General features: G+C 53.4%; 10 protein-coding genes. 2 read left to right on the top strand and 8 right to left on the bottom strand.

What is annotated here, in order from left to right; translation table 11 throughout:
* Positions 1-44: 44 nt before the first annotated feature.
* Positions 45-1457: a type I glutamate--ammonia ligase gene (glnA, locus tag DG177_RS12415; protein ID WP_108811769.1), complete on the top strand. Its 1413-nt coding sequence runs from the start codon at positions 45-47 to the stop codon at positions 1455-1457.
* Positions 1458-1537: 80 nt separating this feature from the next.
* Here the strand turns inward: glnA and DG177_RS12410 are convergent, their stop codons facing one another.
* Together DG177_RS12410 and DG177_RS12405 are read right to left on the bottom strand one after the other, a co-directional pair.
* Positions 1538-5719 (bottom strand): translocation/assembly module TamB domain-containing protein, encoded by a 4182-nt coding sequence (locus DG177_RS12410; RefSeq protein ID WP_108811768.1) that lies wholly within the window; start codon positions 5717-5719, stop codon positions 1538-1540.
* Positions 5719-7881, bottom strand: coding sequence for a BamA/TamA family outer membrane protein (locus DG177_RS12405; RefSeq protein ID WP_108811767.1), 2163 nt, complete (start codon positions 7879-7881; stop codon positions 5719-5721). The genes DG177_RS12410 and DG177_RS12405 overlap by 1 nt, the downstream gene beginning before the upstream one ends.
* A gap of 242 nt (positions 7882-8123) precedes the next feature.
* On the opposite strand from DG177_RS12405, the gene DG177_RS12400 reads away from it, so the two are divergent.
* A complete protein-coding gene (locus DG177_RS12400) occupies positions 8124-8690 on the top strand; it encodes a hypothetical protein (protein ID WP_337658796.1) in 567 nt (188 codons plus the stop codon).
* 6 nt (positions 8691-8696) lie between these two features.
* Here the strand turns inward: DG177_RS12400 and DG177_RS12395 are convergent, their stop codons facing one another.
* The 6 genes from DG177_RS12395 to DG177_RS12370 form a co-directional block, all read right to left on the bottom strand.
* Positions 8697-9863: a DNA glycosylase AlkZ-like family protein gene (locus tag DG177_RS12395; RefSeq protein WP_108811765.1), complete on the bottom strand. Its 1167-nt coding sequence runs from the start codon at positions 9861-9863 to the stop codon at positions 8697-8699.
* A gap of 1 nt (position 9864) precedes the next feature.
* On the bottom strand, positions 9865-10782 hold the full coding sequence (locus tag DG177_RS12390) for a DMT family transporter (RefSeq protein ID WP_337658795.1): 918 nt from the start codon (positions 10780-10782) through the stop codon (positions 9865-9867).
* A 57-nt stretch (positions 10783-10839) separates the two neighbouring features.
* The gene (locus tag DG177_RS12385; protein ID WP_108811763.1) at positions 10840-11982 is read right to left on the bottom strand and encodes an acyl-CoA dehydrogenase family protein; all 1143 of its coding nucleotides are present in this window, start codon (positions 11980-11982) and stop codon (positions 10840-10842) included.
* Positions 11983-12006: 24 nt separating this feature from the next.
* On the bottom strand, positions 12007-12450 hold the full coding sequence (locus DG177_RS12380; RefSeq protein ID WP_337658794.1) for an acyl-CoA thioesterase: 444 nt from the start codon (positions 12448-12450) through the stop codon (positions 12007-12009).
* Positions 12440-13600: an iron-containing alcohol dehydrogenase gene (locus tag DG177_RS12375; RefSeq protein ID WP_108811761.1), complete on the bottom strand. Its 1161-nt coding sequence runs from the start codon at positions 13598-13600 to the stop codon at positions 12440-12442. Before DG177_RS12375 ends, DG177_RS12380 begins: the two co-directional genes overlap by 11 nt.
* Positions 13601-13719: 119 nt before the next feature.
* Positions 13720-16221: a TonB-dependent receptor gene (locus tag DG177_RS12370; RefSeq protein WP_337658793.1), complete on the bottom strand. Its 2502-nt coding sequence runs from the start codon at positions 16219-16221 to the stop codon at positions 13720-13722.
* Positions 16222-16477: the final 256 nt, after the last annotated feature.

The following is a 16477-nucleotide window of genomic DNA, read 5'->3' as shown; positions in this document are numbered from 1 at the left end:
CAAATTCTAAAACCAAACTTCAAAACAAACCAAGGGACGAAATAATGGGCAATACTACCGCAGACATCATGAAGATGATCAAAGAGCACGAGATCGAGTGGGTCGATGTGCGTTTCACTGATCCGCGCGGGAAATGGCAGCATCTGTCCATGTGCGCTGAAGTGGTGGACGAAGATATACTGGAAGAAGGCTTCATGTTCGACGGGTCATCCATCGAAGGTTGGAAAGTGATCAACGAATCCGACATGATCCTGCGTCCCGATCTCGACGCCGTCTATATGGATCCGTTTTCAGCCACGCCGATGATGGTTCTCGTCTGTAATATTGTCGAACCAGGTGATGGTTCGCTTTATGGCCGCGATCCGCGCTCGACCGCCGTGCGCGCCGAGGCTTATTTGAAGTCAACCGGCATTGGCGACACCGTCTATGTTGGCCCAGAGCCAGAGTTTTTCATGTTTGATGACGTGAAATTTGAAGATGGCTATGACCGTAGCGGCTTCAAAATTGATGATGTCGAACTGCCGACCAATACCGGACGTGACTATGACATTGGCAATATGGGTCATCGTCCACGCGCCAAAGGTGGTTACTTCCCCGTCGCGCCAGTGGACAGCGCCATGGATATTCGCGGTGAAATGGTTGCCACAATGATGGAAATGGGCTTGCCCATGGACAAGCATCACCACGAGGTAGCCGCTGCGCAGCATGAGCTTGGCATTACCTTTGGCACGCTGGTTGAAACCGCCGATCGCACACAAGTTTATAAATATGTGGTGCAGCAAGTCGCTCATGCTTATGGCAAAACGGCGACCTTCATGCCGAAACCTATCAAGGATGATAACGGTTCAGGCATGCATACCCATATGTCGATCTGGAAAGGTGGCAAGCCACTATTTGCAGGCAATGAATACGCCGGTTTGTCCGAAACCTGCCTTCACTATATTGGCGGTGTGATCAAACATGCCAAGGCGTGTAACGCGTTTACCAACGCCACAACCAACAGTTATAAGCGCCTGGTTCCTGGATTTGAAGCACCAGTGCTGCTCGCTTATTCGAGCCGCAATCGTTCTGCTTCCTGCCGTATTCCTTATGGTGCGGGTGACAAGGCGAAGCGTGTAGAATTCCGTTTCCCCGATGCACTGGCCAACCCATATCTGTCTGCTGCGGCACTGCTGATGGCAGGTCTCGACGGCATTGAGAACAAAATCCACCCCGGTGAGGCAATGGATAAAAACCTATATGACCTACCGCCTGCGGAACTGGCCGAAGTGCCCACCGTATGTGGTTCGCTACGTGAAGCTCTCGAGGCATTGGAAGCCGATCACGAATTCCTGCTCAAAGGCGATGTGTTCACCAAGGATCAGATCGACGCTTATGCCGAATTGAAATGGGAAGAAGTCAGCCGTCTGGAAACTACACCAAGCCCGGTTGAGTTCGACATGTATTATTCGGCCTAAAACCAACAGTCATGATTTTGAAACCCGGGGCAAGCAATTGCTCCGGGTTTTTGTTTCATTCATTGTCCAAAACAGAAGGGTCAATAGTCGCGCGAAACTCGTACATTGACATTCTGCCGACCAATGGTTGAGATGCTGGACAATATCGACAACCAACGGGTGATCTGAAACTCCAGTCGCGTTGCGCTATATCCCTGACCATCGGTAATCAGCTCTACATAGGCTCTGCGTGTGATATATTTGCCCGCTGCAATAGAAGTGCTTTGACCGGTTGTAACGTCTGCTGGCAAAATGCGCAGCCGATCCAGTCCCACCGCTTTGCGCAACTGGTTGATCGGATCCAGTCCGCCACCGCTATTGAGCGATGCGACCGCAGCGGCCAGCTGCACAGCTTCCGGAGCCGAGAGATCAGAAATCGATGCTCCGAACAGAACCCGGGACAATAGCTCGTCCTCTGGCAAGGCTGGTACGCTATTAAAGGCGATCTCCGGACTATTGCCACGTCCGGTAACATTGATCGTGGCGTTAAGGCCGCTCAGGTCTGCTTCCGCCTCAATATCCAATATTGGATTGGGTGGCTGGCTACCGACAAAACGGATCCTTCCCCGCTCAAGCTGAAACCGGCGGCCGGAAAAAGTGTAGTTCCCGCGGACAAGATCAGCGCTTCCCGTCATCGCAAAATTATCGACGGGGCCAGAAACTTTCAAATTTGCGCGCCATTCGCTGTCGAGGCCCAGACCCTCGACCTGCAAGCGATTGGGAGCATTGGCGTTGAGCGCGAAACGCCACGGGCGACTGCGCACATCCGGCGGGCGCTCGTCGGCTCGGCGATTAATCTCTCGCACTTTAACCTGCGGCAAGACAACGGTCTCGCTGGCATTGCCAAACTGAAAGAAACTGCGATTCAATGTGACATCGCCAGAGATCAAACCGCCTTCGGCCGAACTGCGAATCTGGATTGGCCCGCTGACGGTTGCGGCAAAATCATCGCGGGCAATCAATCGTGCATTTTCAGCCGTGAGGTCGAGCATGATTCCAATGCCTTCCCCCGGCGCAACCGCAAAGTTGAAATTACCTGACCCACTGACTGAACCACCACCTCTTGTCACGCCAGTGATGTTGGGGAGCACCAGACGCGAACCGTCAAAGTCACCCTTTGCCTTAATCCCGGAAATAACCGTGCCGGTCAGAGCGCTTTCCAAACGGGCATTGCTGGTCCGCAGTTGGCCAGTTATTTGCGGATTGGCGAGCGTACCACCAACATCAGCATTCATCACCAATGGCCCTGTGAGATCAAATGTCTCAACCCCGGTCAGTCGCCACAAGGCATCGGCAGCGCCGTTGAACCGAGCCTGTGCGAACAGGGGACTACGCAGCAATTCATCACGCCAGTTCCCGTCCCCGAAACCGGTTACGCGTCCCTGAAACCGCCCAATTGTCTTGGACTGCGACTGGATGATTCCGCGCGCTGCAGCATTTCGCTCTGATACCGCGATATTCAAACCCATATCTATCGGCGTAGAGGTCAGGATCAATCCGGAACGGGTGAGTCCCTTAACGTTTAGTTTCGCCTCGCCGGTTGGCATTTGCGATCCGGTCTGCGTCAGCTTGATCGTGCCATTGGCCTCTCCGCCCAGTCCGAGATCATGGGCGGCAATATCCACCAGTACCAACGGCATTCTAGACAGGGTCAAATCGAGCCGAGACGTGCCGCTGCTCCACTGGCCAGAGAAACGAGCGGAGCCCGAGCCGTAGCGCAAAGTGGTCGGTAAAACTGACCAACCGTCAGTGATCCGTCGCAATTCAAGCGGGCGCGCGAACCGCAACGTTCGCCCTTCGAACAAACCATTGCCGGTCATCACATAGCGATCTGGCGTGATTTCGGCTTTGGCCTGAAAATTAAATGTACTTCCGCGTGTACCTGCGATCGAGAAGACTGCTTCTCCGGTCCCGTTGGTTAGGGTCGCATTGCCAGCTACCCGGCCGATCATCAGATCGCCCCGACTGATGCCCTGTGCTTGCACGGTCGCGGTGATATCAGACTGGCCTTCGATTAGGACAATATCGGCATCCAGGGCACCAGTACGAATGAAAATCGGTGGTACGCCCTCAAAGCGGGCATTATTTGCAGTCAGTTTCGCCTGGATAAGCTGTCGACCTGGGTCAGGTTTAAACGAGACATTGCCATTTACTCCGCCGCCACTGATCGCCAACCTTCCGGCCAGCCCCTCGCTCGTTGGACGGATGATGCCTGTTGCCATTGTTTCGGACACCAACAGCCTGTCCACACGCACTCTTGTCTCTTCACCCGGCACCGTGACAATGGCGCCATTGCCAGTAAACGGCCCGAGGGTTGATCCTCCTGAAGCGGTAAAGACGAATCCATTTTCCGCAGGATTCAGATCTAGTTGCACAGACGACAAGCCGGCCGCTGGCAACGGACTATCAAGCAAGGCGGTAATTTGCGGCCTTGCGAGCGGCCCTTCGAGTGCCAGATCAAAGCTGCCATATTGGTCATGCTCGCCGCTTCCAGTAAACTCGAATATGGTCGCGGTTTGCTGGACCCCGCTGCCGCTGAAACTGAGCTTCGGGGCCCTTATGTTCAAACCGGGAAAGCGCAGCTTCTTGTCATCGCCTAGCAACAACCCGGTCTTGATTTCTGGCAATCCGCCGCCCAGTTCCCGCAGGAACTCATTGTCGAACCGTCGCAAATTTGCTGTGACATCACCCGTGATAGCGAGCCCGCCAGCACCTGGGCCTAGTACCACCGTTGCGATAACATCAGCGACACCAACGCCGTTAATGCCAAAGCCGGGTGCCTGTCCATCAATGGCAATCCGATATTCGCCAGTCGCCAGTCGCGCCTCTATATCAGCGGTCGCGCGAATCGCATCAGTTGTGATCGCAGCGCTCTCGGCAAATAGCCGCCCGTCTTCCAGGCGCAAAAAAGCTTTGCCGTCAAATCCAGATAAAAGCTGTTTGAGCAGATCGCCATTTCCGATCAAAGACGCCACTGCAAGGTCCATAGGAATATCAAATCCACCGGCATCCCGTTTGCCCTCACCCGATGCTCTGACATTGCTCAACAGGGTTTTGCCAAAGGCCAATTGCGGTGCAGTTAGCAGATATTGGTAGCGCAGTTCGGAAAACTTTCCGTTGAGCAGCGCATTAAGTTGCAGATCCTGCGCCTTCATATTGGTGATCAACGCGCCAGGGTTGCGCAGATAAAATTCCACACGCAACGCATCAAGCGCATTGCGCGCCAGATCAATACCACCATTCGCCGTCATTGCCGCCGCATTGGATCGCGCTGTCAGATCAAGAGCGATCAGCCGATCCTCCAACGACGCAGTGCCAGCTATGCCCAGGCGTGGTGCTGCCAATTTTCGTGCAAGCCCGCTCGGAAAAAGGATAGATGAAATGTTGCCGTCATAGCCGAATAGCCCTTCGCGCGCCTCCAGGGTCAGTTCTGCAATCTGTTGATCAGCGCTATTTGCCAACAGCTCGCCATCCCATTTGGCCCAATCACCATCACCGGAAAGAGTGATTGCATAATCTTGCTGAAAACCCAGAAAACCGGCTATTAAACCGCCTTTGGGAGCCGTGATCTCGGCGTTCAGATCAAGCTTTTGCCGCTCTGGCTCCGCATTCAACATGATATTGATCTTGTCACCGCTGCGCGTGGTCGCCGCGTCCAGAGAAACCATTGCCCGGCCAGATCGAATATCGACGGCCCCGGTCACATCGGCGCGCTGTTCTTCGCCGGTAATGGGGGCGCCGAGAACAAGGCTATCTGCCCGGAAAGCACCAAGGTAGATATCGAAATCCGGTAAGAGCGGGCTCTCCGTCTGTGTGTCGATAAGTTCGGGCAGGCGATGAAGACGGGCTTTGGCAACCACCGCCTCGGAAATGTTCAGCTCGTTGAAAATCCAGGCGAGCGGATTCCAGTCCAAGGCAACCCGGTCAGCTTCAAAAAATATACCCTTCGGGTCCGATAGCCGCAGATCGACAATTTCCATCTCGCTGTAGATCGATCCGTCAATTCCGCCGATCGCAACGCGCAATCCATCTTCCGGCTCCAGCGCCTCAACCTGACCAATGATAAAGTCGTGACCACTGTCACTGTCCAGCCAAAAGGCAGCGCCGGCCAAAGCGATAGCAATCACCAGCAACACTGTTCCCAATACGGCCCATATCGCCCGGGGTATCAAGCGGCGAGACTTCACAGGTTCGGCATCAGGCACGGGTGCATTGTCAACCATCAGAACGCCTGGCCCAGTGAAACGTAAACCGCGATCCGGGAATCGCCTTGCTGTGGGTTAATCGGCGTACCGACATCCACGCGGATCGGACCGAAGTCGCTATAGTAACGCAGTCCCAAGCCTGTTCCGAACCGCAACCCACTGAAATCGGGCAGGGAATCAGTATAGACATTGCCTGCGTCGATAAATGGCACGACCCCGAGATTACCGCCGAACACATCAAGCCGCACGCGCGCCTCCAGCGAAAACTCGACAAGAGAACGCCCTCCCGCCGGGTCGTTATTTACATCGCGCGGACCAATACGTTGAAAACCGAAACCGCGGACTGAACCACCACCACCAGCATAGAGACGGCGGGAAGGAGCGATGCGATTGCTTCCTGCGCCGACAATGGAACCAAACCGGGTCCGTCCTGCAAGGACGATCTTCTCGGACACCGGATAATAGCCGCTGGCATCAAATTGACTGCGGGCATAGAAGAAGCTCCCGGATTGCAGCGAAGCTTCGGGCGATATGCGAGCGCTGAGTCTAAAACCGGTAGTTGGGTCGAGTAAATTATCACTCCCATCATAGGCAAGATTCACCGGCAGCGCGCCGATAAAAAAAGTGTCGCGCGAAGTTGTCTGATTCTCACCGTCAATATCACGCTCTTGCGAAGCGAGCAGTTCGATTCCTGCAGACCAATTCCATTTCTTTTGAAAAATCAGATTGCTTTGCCGCTCGATATTGGCGGAAACGGAAAATGTCCGTGCTTCAAAAGCCGAGTTGTCGATATTGCTCAGGGCGACTTGACCATTAAGTACATTATCGCGGCGGCGGAAGTTATTGCGGCGATAGGTAATGCTGCCCGACTGCTCCTGAGTTGCCAGCACCCCGGTCAGCCGGATCAACCCTTCTGGCGGGAACAGGTTGCGATGTTCCCAACTGACTTCTGAACGGAGGCCCTCGCCTGTGCCATAGCCAATCGCACCGGATATTGTGCGCAGCGGTGCCGGTGTCACATTGGCGGCGAGATTGACAACACCTGCTTCGTCATCAGACGCGACAGGTTCCAGAGTGACAGTCGATACCAGACCAGTTGCGATCAAGGCTCTGCGAAGATCCTCGACGTCTGATTGCCTGTAGAGATCACCCTCTTCAAACCGCGCAATTAACTCAGCATGCTCCGGGCTAAAAAGCTCGGTACTTTGCATAATGATTGAACCAAACACATATTTCCCGCCGGGAGTGACAATGATATCAAGATCACCTTCTTGTTCGGCATGATCGATAGTCAGTTCCGGCTCGCCGGTCTCTGCGAACGCATATCCATTCTCGGTCATGTTCGAAGCAAGGCTTGTCGTAGCCTCCACAATTGCGTCGCTATTGACCACATCACCAGACTGCAAACCGAAAGCTTCGCGGAAATTTTTAGGGTCGTCGCCTTGCGCTTGCTCGACGCCGGCAATACTGATTTCATCCAGTCTATATTGTGGTCCGGCGGTCACCGCGATCGTTACGGTAATGTCTCCATCCGCCTGCTCGGCAAAACGATTACCCACAATTGCATCATAATATCCATCAATCCGCAACAACCGTTCCACGAGCTCCCGATCAGTCTCTGCTCGCCGTTTAATTTGTGCGAAGTTGGCTTCCTCGCTCTGATATTCCTTCAAGGCAGAAAGAATTTTGAAACGAATGTCAAAGCTGTCATCAAGCCCATCAGGCAAGCCGGTAAATGCTATAGTATAGTCGCGCTCGGTCATGGCATCGGTGGGACGAAAATTGGCGGCGAGACCGTCTTCAAGTTCGGCCTCGGCCTCCTGTCGGATCGAATCATCCTCTATTTCGGCAATCTCTTCTTCAGCAAAACGCCGATCCATTTCCAGATCTTCCAGTGTCTTTGTATCTGGCCTCGATGGATTGCCTTTGTCAGAATTGGGAGAGTCAACTTCTGGCCATTCAACCCCAAAGTCTGGAAATTCAGTGAGCGGTTCGTCCGGATCCAGCGGTTGCTGATCGGCGATACTGTCTTCAGCTATCGCGTCGTCCAATCGTTCGGCAGCACTTCGGCTGTCTTGAGTTTGCGCAAGGAGGGGTGAAGGTACATCTAACAGTGCAGCCACAAGGACTAGGCCAACCTGCAACATCAACAGGCGGCAACGATACGCGATCAGGTCCATGACCGATTCTTTAGACCGTCCGAATGGCGGAAGCCAATGAAATTGGCGGCGATTCGGGCGGATGTTTTAATTATCCCGACCATTTGCAGAGAATCGGAGGCTGGAGCAGCCTCCAGAACAGTTTTTCGACCGACCGTCGCTGTTACTTTTAACCAGTTGTTAACCAAGTTAGCCCATATTTTGCCTGATGATATGAATGCCCCTGCGTATCCGGGGCCAAAACAATGTGGGAATGTAAAATCATGTCGAGTAAACGGACCATAATGATCGAAGCCGCGATTGTCGTAGGCATGTTGTCGACCGGCATGGTCGTGGCACAATCTGCGCACGCTTCTCCTCTCCAAGCATCTATCCAGGCCGCTGATCCTCGCGCCAATGTGAAAATCGAAAGTAAAGTTCTGGTTGAACGCAACGAACAGGACGCGACCGGACAGACAGCAACCAAATTATATCAGCCAGGCGACGTGAAAGTCATTCCAGGTGATAAACTGGTTTTCATCAACAGCTATCACAATACCGGCAGCACAGCCGTCACCGGATTTGTCGTCAACAATCCGGTGCATTCAGCGGTCGCCTTTACAGGCGTCAATGAGAACTGGGCCATGCTCTCTGTGGATGGCGGTAAAAATTTTGGTGAACTGATCGGACTGACGATTACCGAGACGACCATAGACGGCGCAGAATCGGAAAGTGTAAACATTACTCGAGCCGCGCAGCCGAGCGATGTAACTCACATTCGCTGGTCCTTCGATAAAGCCATCGCTGCAGGTGCATCAGGCGAGTTGCGTTTTAGCGGCATTGTAAAATAGCATTGCTTAGCCCTTGACGGGGTCGCATTGCCACTCGATCGTTTCGGCACCGATCAAACGGGCCAGACGCGCCAGTTCTGCATCAAGCTTGTTGGCGCGGGCGCCGGTCCACCTCACGCCTTGTTCGAGCCATATCTGAATCACCTTCAAAACCCCAGCCTTGCGATCGGCCTTGAGCTCGATCCGACCCACAAACCTGTCGCGTTCCAATAGTGGGTAGACATAATAGCCCCAGCGCCGCTGGGCAGCAGGCACAAATATCTCGATGCGATAGTCAAAGCCAAAAAGCCGTGCAAGCCGTGTCCGATCCCGAACCGCAGGGTCAAATGGACTTAATATCCGTAGCCGGGATGTTGGCGCACAAGTTTCTTCTAATAGAGTCTCGATCTCGGGCGCTGCGACCATGTTGATCCAATCGCCGTTCACTGTTTCTAGCTCGACCGGAACCAAATGACCGGCAGTTTGGTCAGCCCAAATTTTCACTTCCCTAGCATCAAGGGCCGCCCAAAACCTCTGTATCTCGCCCAGCGTTCCAAAGCCCAGCCGATCAAGTGCGGCCTTGCATAGCCAATCCATCTGATACTCATCACTATGTTCGACTTCCCGATGAGCAGCAGGTACAACCCGTTCCGTGAGGTCATAATATTTAATAAACTTCTCGCGATGGGACGTCGACAACTGCCCGGCATACCACAGTTGATCCAAGACTCGCTTATGCGGCGGCCGCGCCCACATTTCCTTCTTGCCCTCAATTTTCGTATCGAACGCATGAGTAGATAGCGGACCTTCTGCTGCGATGCGTGCCTTGATTGCCGCTATGTCTTTGTCATCCATCACCTTGTGTTTACCAACGCGCTGGCCAAGGCGACGAAACTGACGCTGCCAAAGCGGATAAAATTCCATCGGCAACACGGATGCATCATGGGTGAAATGCTCAAATACAGACCGGTCTTTGGCCAGCAATGTGTTCAGCATCGGCTCACGATAATTTTGATTGCGGCTCCACAAGATATGATGATGCGCACGCGTCACATTACGGATCGTATCGAGCTGCACAAATCCCAGATCTGTTATGATCTGGAGCAAGTCTAGCGTCCCGGTTGGCGTCCGCGCCAGACCCTGGCGATCCAGCCACAAGCGACGCGCATCCCGGTTTTTGATCCGAAGCGCCATACTAAAGAGCCGTGGTTTCTACATGAGCGACGGGCCGATCGCGGCGGGTCGCCATGATGCAACCGGCGACGATCAACACCGTTCCAAACACAGTAGAGGCAGTAACCGGTTCATCAAAATACACCCAACCAAATAGAGCGGCCCAGATGAAGGCGCTATATTCCAGATTAACCAGCAACTGTGCTTCGGCACGCGCATAACCCCACATGATCAACAGGATCGAGATGATTGCCAATGTCGCGGCCAATGTTATCATAGGCCACGCCGAGGCTTCAGGCACAATTGCAAACCATGGTGCAACCGCCAGATAGGCCAGAAAGACAATCAGGTTTTGGAAGAAACTGACTTCTATCGGGCCAACACGCAAGGCCTGATAACGCTGGATCACCAAGTTTCCGGCGTATAATATCGCCGAGAATAATATGGCAGCAAAGCCCCAGAGCGTTTCTGTCGGATAGTCACCGGTTAGTTTTTCATAAGCTATGACGGCAACGCCCGCGAGGCCAAAGAGCGATGCCCAGATCGCCTTGGGGTGGATCGATTCCTTAAGGAAAATTGCAGCGAGGTAGAGCGCGATCAGCGGCGCTATAAAGCTTAGCGCTATACCTTCCGCAAGCGGTACGCGAGTCAGCCCCCAAAAGAAAAGATAGGCCATGAAAACGATCAAGACGCTACGCAAAACATGGATCTTCATGATCTGGCGATCTGGCCAACTCGGCCGTTGCCATAAATAGAGGACGCCGATGATCACAAAACCCACAGCATAGCGCCACAGAATCGCGTTATACGGGCCCAAGCTCAGGCTGAGACTCTTCATAACGGCATCCATGGCAGAGAAAGACGCAAGCCCCAGCAAGACCGATCCTGTCGGCAGCAAAGGCGCATTATTTGGCTTGGTGATTTCCGGTTGTTCAGTCACCGACATTCTATCGACTTATGATGAAGCCATGTCCAGACAGGAATATTCCCGCCCCGATCAAAGCCCCATTTGCCGCACGGCGAGATCGCGCATAATTTCTTCGGATCCGCCACCAATGGCCATGACTTTAACTTCGCGATAAAAACGCTCCACGACATTGCCGCGCAAATAGCCTGCGCCGCCCCAGATCTGCATCGCTTCACTCGCACAATATTCAAGATTCTTGGTACTGAAAAACTTGGCTTTGCAAATCTGATCCACCGGCATCTGGTCATTCTCGGCGAGGAAGCAGATCTGGTTCACCCAAGCCTCGGTTGCATCGACTCGGGCCGACATTTCCGCAATTTTGTGGCGGATCACTTGATGCTGGCTAAGCGGCTTGCCAAAAGTTTCGCGCTGCTGCGCATAGCCGATGGATTCTTCCAGCAAGACACGCATCATACCCAGGCATTGAGCGACCATGCCGAGCCGTTCATAATTGAAATTATGCATGATCTGGATGAAACCGCGCCCTTCATCACCAAGCATGTTGCCAGCTGGAACGCGGACATCATCGAAGTAAAGTGTCGCCTGATCCGATGCCCACCAGCCCATTTTCTTGTCCAGCGCAGTACGGGAAAAGCCGTCCATATCTTTCTCGACCAGAAACAGCGAAATCCCATTCAGCCCCTCGCCGCCGGTCCGCGCACCGACAACAAAATAGTCCGATGTCATTCCGCCGGTAATGAAAGTCTTTGAGCCGTTGATAACCCAATGATTGCCATCCTGCCGCGCAGTTGTTTTCATATTGGCCACATCAGATCCGCCACCCGGTTCGGTCACGCCGAGACTCGAACCGACACGCCCCTGGACAATATCTTTGAGAATGCGGTCCTTGATATCCTGAGACGCCAGCTTCTCGATCGGGCCGATGGAAATACTGCGCCCGCCGAGCGCCGCCAATGTGCCGCCATTATGCGCCCGCGCTGCTTCCTCTCCCCAGATGCAGCGCATATACATATCGTCGAAACCAAGCCCGCCATATTGCTCGGCGACGCCAAAACCCCAAGTGCCGAGGGCACCCACTTTTTGATGCACTTCCCATGGGATTTCTCCAGCTTCGTCCCATTCATCGGCATGAGGCTGCAACTCGGTTTCGATAAAACGGCGGGTCATGTCCCGAAATTGCTGGCGTTCCTCGGTATCGGCGGCGTGGCGCATAGTCTTGGTCCTTTAACTGCTCAGTTAAAGGGTTATCAATTCCAGCGCAGAACGCAAGGGTGCGGGCAGCGGGGTTGGCCGCCGGTTGTCCCGATCGACATAGACATGGGTAAAGCTGCCTGCCGCCGAAGCGGTTTTTTCCTCTCCACGAAACAGACCGACGCCATAGGTCACACTCGTCCGACCGAGCTTCTCGACACGGATGCGTGCCTCAACAAGATCGGGAAACGCAATCGGCGCGAAATATTCGCATGATGTCTGGACGACCAGTCCAATGACATCGCTCTTTCCAATGTCGAGCGCACCTTGCTCGATCAGATAGCGATTCACCGCGGAATCGAACCAGAAATAATAGACCGCGTTGTTGACATGGCCATAGGGATCATTGTCATTCCAGCGCGTAGTGATCGACGAACCGTCGCGGTAGTCATCCCATGCTGGTGGCGCCGTGCGCTCTTTACCAGGCATCGGCATAAATCCGCTTGGCGTCGGCAAGATCGAGTTCTTTGGGATTGTTTACCAGTAATCTGGTTTGCAACATCGCTGCCTCAGCCAGTTCGTCGACCGCATCTTCCGCAATGCCGACCTCCCGTAATCGCCGAGGTGCTTTGACCTTCACCGCCAGACCTTCAAGATAGTCGATCAACTCCTGCGCCCGTGCCTCCGCACTGTTTGGACCGGTTTTCGGTATGCTCAGTGCATCGGCCAGCTCCGCATAGAACGCCGCTGCTGCCTCCAGGTTAAACTGCATGATATGTGGCATGACCAGCGCATTGGAAAGGCCATGCGGGACATGGTAGATGCCGCCAAGCGGATAGGCGAGTGCATGGATGGCGCCGACAGGAGAATTGGCAAAGGCCTGCCCTGCCAGCATCGACCCACGCAGCATGGCTTCGCGTGCAGCCATGTTAGTGCCATCCGAACATGCCGTTTCAATATTTGCTGTCAGTAATTTCAACGCCTCGATGGCCAGCATATCCGACACCGGATTTTTGGCATTGCGACCGGTAAAGGCCTCAATCGCGTGGACCATTGCATCAATACCGGTTGCTGCGGTCACGTTTGCGGGAAGGCCGAGCGTCAGACAAGGGTCCAGGATTGCAGCGTCAGCGAACAGATGCGGCGAAACAATTCCGGCTTTGGTCGTTTCACCGGTAGTAAGAATGGAAATGGCGGTAACCTCCGAACCCGTGCCGGACGTCGTCGGGATCAAAATGGTGGGCAGGCCTTTGCGATCCAATTGGGCTACACCATAGATATCAGAAAGGCTTTGCGCGCCTTCAATGGCCAGTGCTGCAACCACCTTGGCTGTATCCAAAGAGCTGCCGCCGCCAAGGCCGATGACAATATCAACATCCGCGTTCTTCGCCAACTTTATGGCTTGCTCGACAATTGCCTCAGGTGGATCGGCGACCACCGTATCATATATCTGAGCTGTCAGACCAGCCTCGGCCAGCGCTTGCTCCACCGGGGCGACGAGGCCTGCACCGACAATACCTTTGTCAGTTACGATCAGCGGACGGGAGCCGCCTAGGGCCGCGACTTGATCGGCCAATAAAGAAAGACAGCCCTCGCCAAAATGAAGGACCGGAACGGTTTGAAAACTATAGTTGCTCATGAGAGAAGTTTTGCACCGATCGGACAACTGCGCAACCGGCATATGCACAGCAACAAAAAAGGGGCCGGAATAACCGGCCCCTCCTTGTGGTGACGAAATGCCCCCAAACTGTTTAAATCTTAGAATGCACCGCGAAGGGTCAGACCAAATGTCCGTGGCTCTTGCGGGAAAGCAGAGCGTGATCCGCCGCGCAGCACGGTGTTAAAGGTAACACCACGTGTTGTTTCATTGGTCAGGTTCTGAACCCAGGCTTCAATGCCCCAGCTATCATCCTGGCTACCGATACCGGCGCGCAGGTTGATTTTGACATTGCCGTCCTGAACATCAAATGGAACCGGTGTCCGCGTCGTCAGATCTGATGGATCAAACGCTTGTGTGGATGTCCGACGGTCGCTTTCGAAGCGCACCTGACCGTTTAGGAAGAAATCAAGACTGTCGCCAAGATCACGCTCATAGGTTGCGCCGGTAATGGCAACAATCTGAGGCGCGTTGGTCAAAGAGTTTCCGCACAGCGAAAGCACATTGTTTGACGTTTGCGTTCCCGCACAGTCGCTCGGATAGTTTGCATCCGTGTAGGTTACGCCGGCATTGACCGTGAGATGATCGTCAGGACGGATGACCGCTTCGATTTCCACACCTTGCGTTTCTGCTTTTGGTACGTTGAAAGTTTGGAACTGAGCACCAGTAAATTCCAGAACCTGGAAGTTCGAGAATTCTTGATAAAAAGCTGCCACATTCAAGGTGATAGCATTGTCAAGGAACTTGCTTTTCAGACCAATTTCATAAGCGTCAACTTCTTCGGACAGGAAGCTCGGATCAGCGCCGTTAACGGCTGCGGTAGAATCGAGGTTGAAGCCACCTGACTTATAACCATGCGTAAAGCTGGCATAAATGTTGATCGGAGCAGCAAACTCGTAAGATGCCTTGATCGTGTAAATCAACTCACTGTCACTGAAATCTTCCGAGTAGGTTCGCGGTAGAGGAAGACCGTTGCCTGGTGCGGTTGCCGATCCTGGCAAATCAGCTGGAGCAACAAAGGCGAAGCAGCCCAGTCCGAACAAACCACCACGCAATGCAGCGGTAGCCGGTGATGCAGGCGGTATTGGAGCAGCACCCGCAGGTGTTACACCACCAAGATTGCTGACAATCGCTGGGCAAACGCCATTATTGGAAGCAGGCTGACTGAAGCTACCGGTCTTGCTTTCATCAGAATAGCGCAGACCAACGGTGAAATCCAAGCTGTCGGTAATCTCAAGCGTATTATGCGTGAAGAAAGAAAAGCTCTCACTATCTTGGGCATAAGCATTCGTCGCCGTCACCGTGGCTGGGCTTACACCAGAAAATAGTGTCAGTGGAGCTGGTCCTACCGCGCCGCCGAATATTGCACCAACCAGCGCATCATAATCAGCGCCCAACGAGAAATCCGTCTGTTGCCGGATTTCTTCGTCGGAATAATAGGCGCCGACCAACCAATTCAAACGACCATCGAACAATTCACCCTGGAACCGCAATTCATGTGTCATTGTGGTGATTTCTGTGTTCAGACGATCTACGTCGAATACACTCAAACCGGAAAAGTCAGAATCATAGGATTCGACGGATTCAAAATCACGATAAGAACCAATGTAGATTACGTCTGCATTATCGCCGAGTGGGAATTCCACTTCAGCACTGATGCCCCATTGATCTACGTCCGCTTCTGGCAAGAAGCTTTGGGTTGAGATCCGATCATCCAGTGCCTGTTCGGCCGCAGTCTGATCAAAGGGAGTCGTAGCAACATTGGGCGCAGCCATTCCGCCAATCGCAAGCGGAGATGCCAATAGCTCAACTGCACCACAACAGCTGGACGTGCTCTTGGAATAGTCACCGATCAGGCGAACGGTCAAACCGCTATCGCCTTCATAGCCAATCTGGCCACGGATGAGATATTGGTCGATGTCATTGGTATCGCCAATGTCATTGCCCGCGCCATCGACAACATCAATATAGCCGTCACGCTGGCGATAAGCACCGGTTAGACGAACAGCCAATGTATCTTCGACAATTGGCGCGTTAACCGCACCTTGCACGCTGATCAGATCATAGTTGCCGTAGCTTGCGTTAACAAACCCACCAAATTCAGAAACGTCAGGACGCTTGTTGGTGATGTTCAAAGCACCGGCAGAGGTATTCCGTCCAAACAACGTACCTTGTGGTCCGCGCAGAACTTCAACCCGCTCAACATCGACAAATTCAGAAAGCGCGACGCCGGGACGTGACTGATAAACACCGTCGACGAAAATACCGACAGCAGACTCAAAGCCAATATTGTTGGAGGTAGTACCAACACCGCGGATCCGCAAAACCACCGACCCGGATGCGATCTGCGCATTGGAGGTCGAGAAGCTGGGAGAGACACTGCCGATATTCTGAACGTTGACAACGCCCTGTTGCTCCAGTTGGACCGGGCTAACCGCGGTCACTGCAAGCGGAATATCTTGTACATCTTCTGCACGGCGGGTGGCCGTCACGATGATGACATTGTCATCAAACTCTTCAGCACCGGTATCCTGTGCGTAGGCAGGAACTGTCATGGCGCTTGTACACAAGGCTGCCATAAGGACGCGATTCAAACTTTTCATAATCATTCTCTCCCGTTGAACTTCACCGCCACTTGTCATTTGTCCCATTATTTTGGGGAAGGACAATGATCTTATCATGGCGGTTTCGAACCTATAGGTCGTGTAGTTAGGCCGCTAAATCAAGCGGATATACACATGTTTGTGTAGAATATGGCCAGCCGTGGTAAAAATGATACAATGGAAACCACACGGATTTTAGCGATAATCGATAGTCCAAATCACAATCTGTTGTATATTTGATGCTATCAGCATACCA

The sequence above is a fragment of the Sphingorhabdus sp. Alg231-15 genome (genome assembly GCF_900149705.1).
Lineage (GTDB): Bacteria > Pseudomonadota > Alphaproteobacteria > Sphingomonadales > Sphingomonadaceae > Parasphingorhabdus.
The sequence above is the reverse complement of the archived record's forward strand: the minus strand, read 5'-3'. Positions and strand labels throughout refer to the sequence as shown.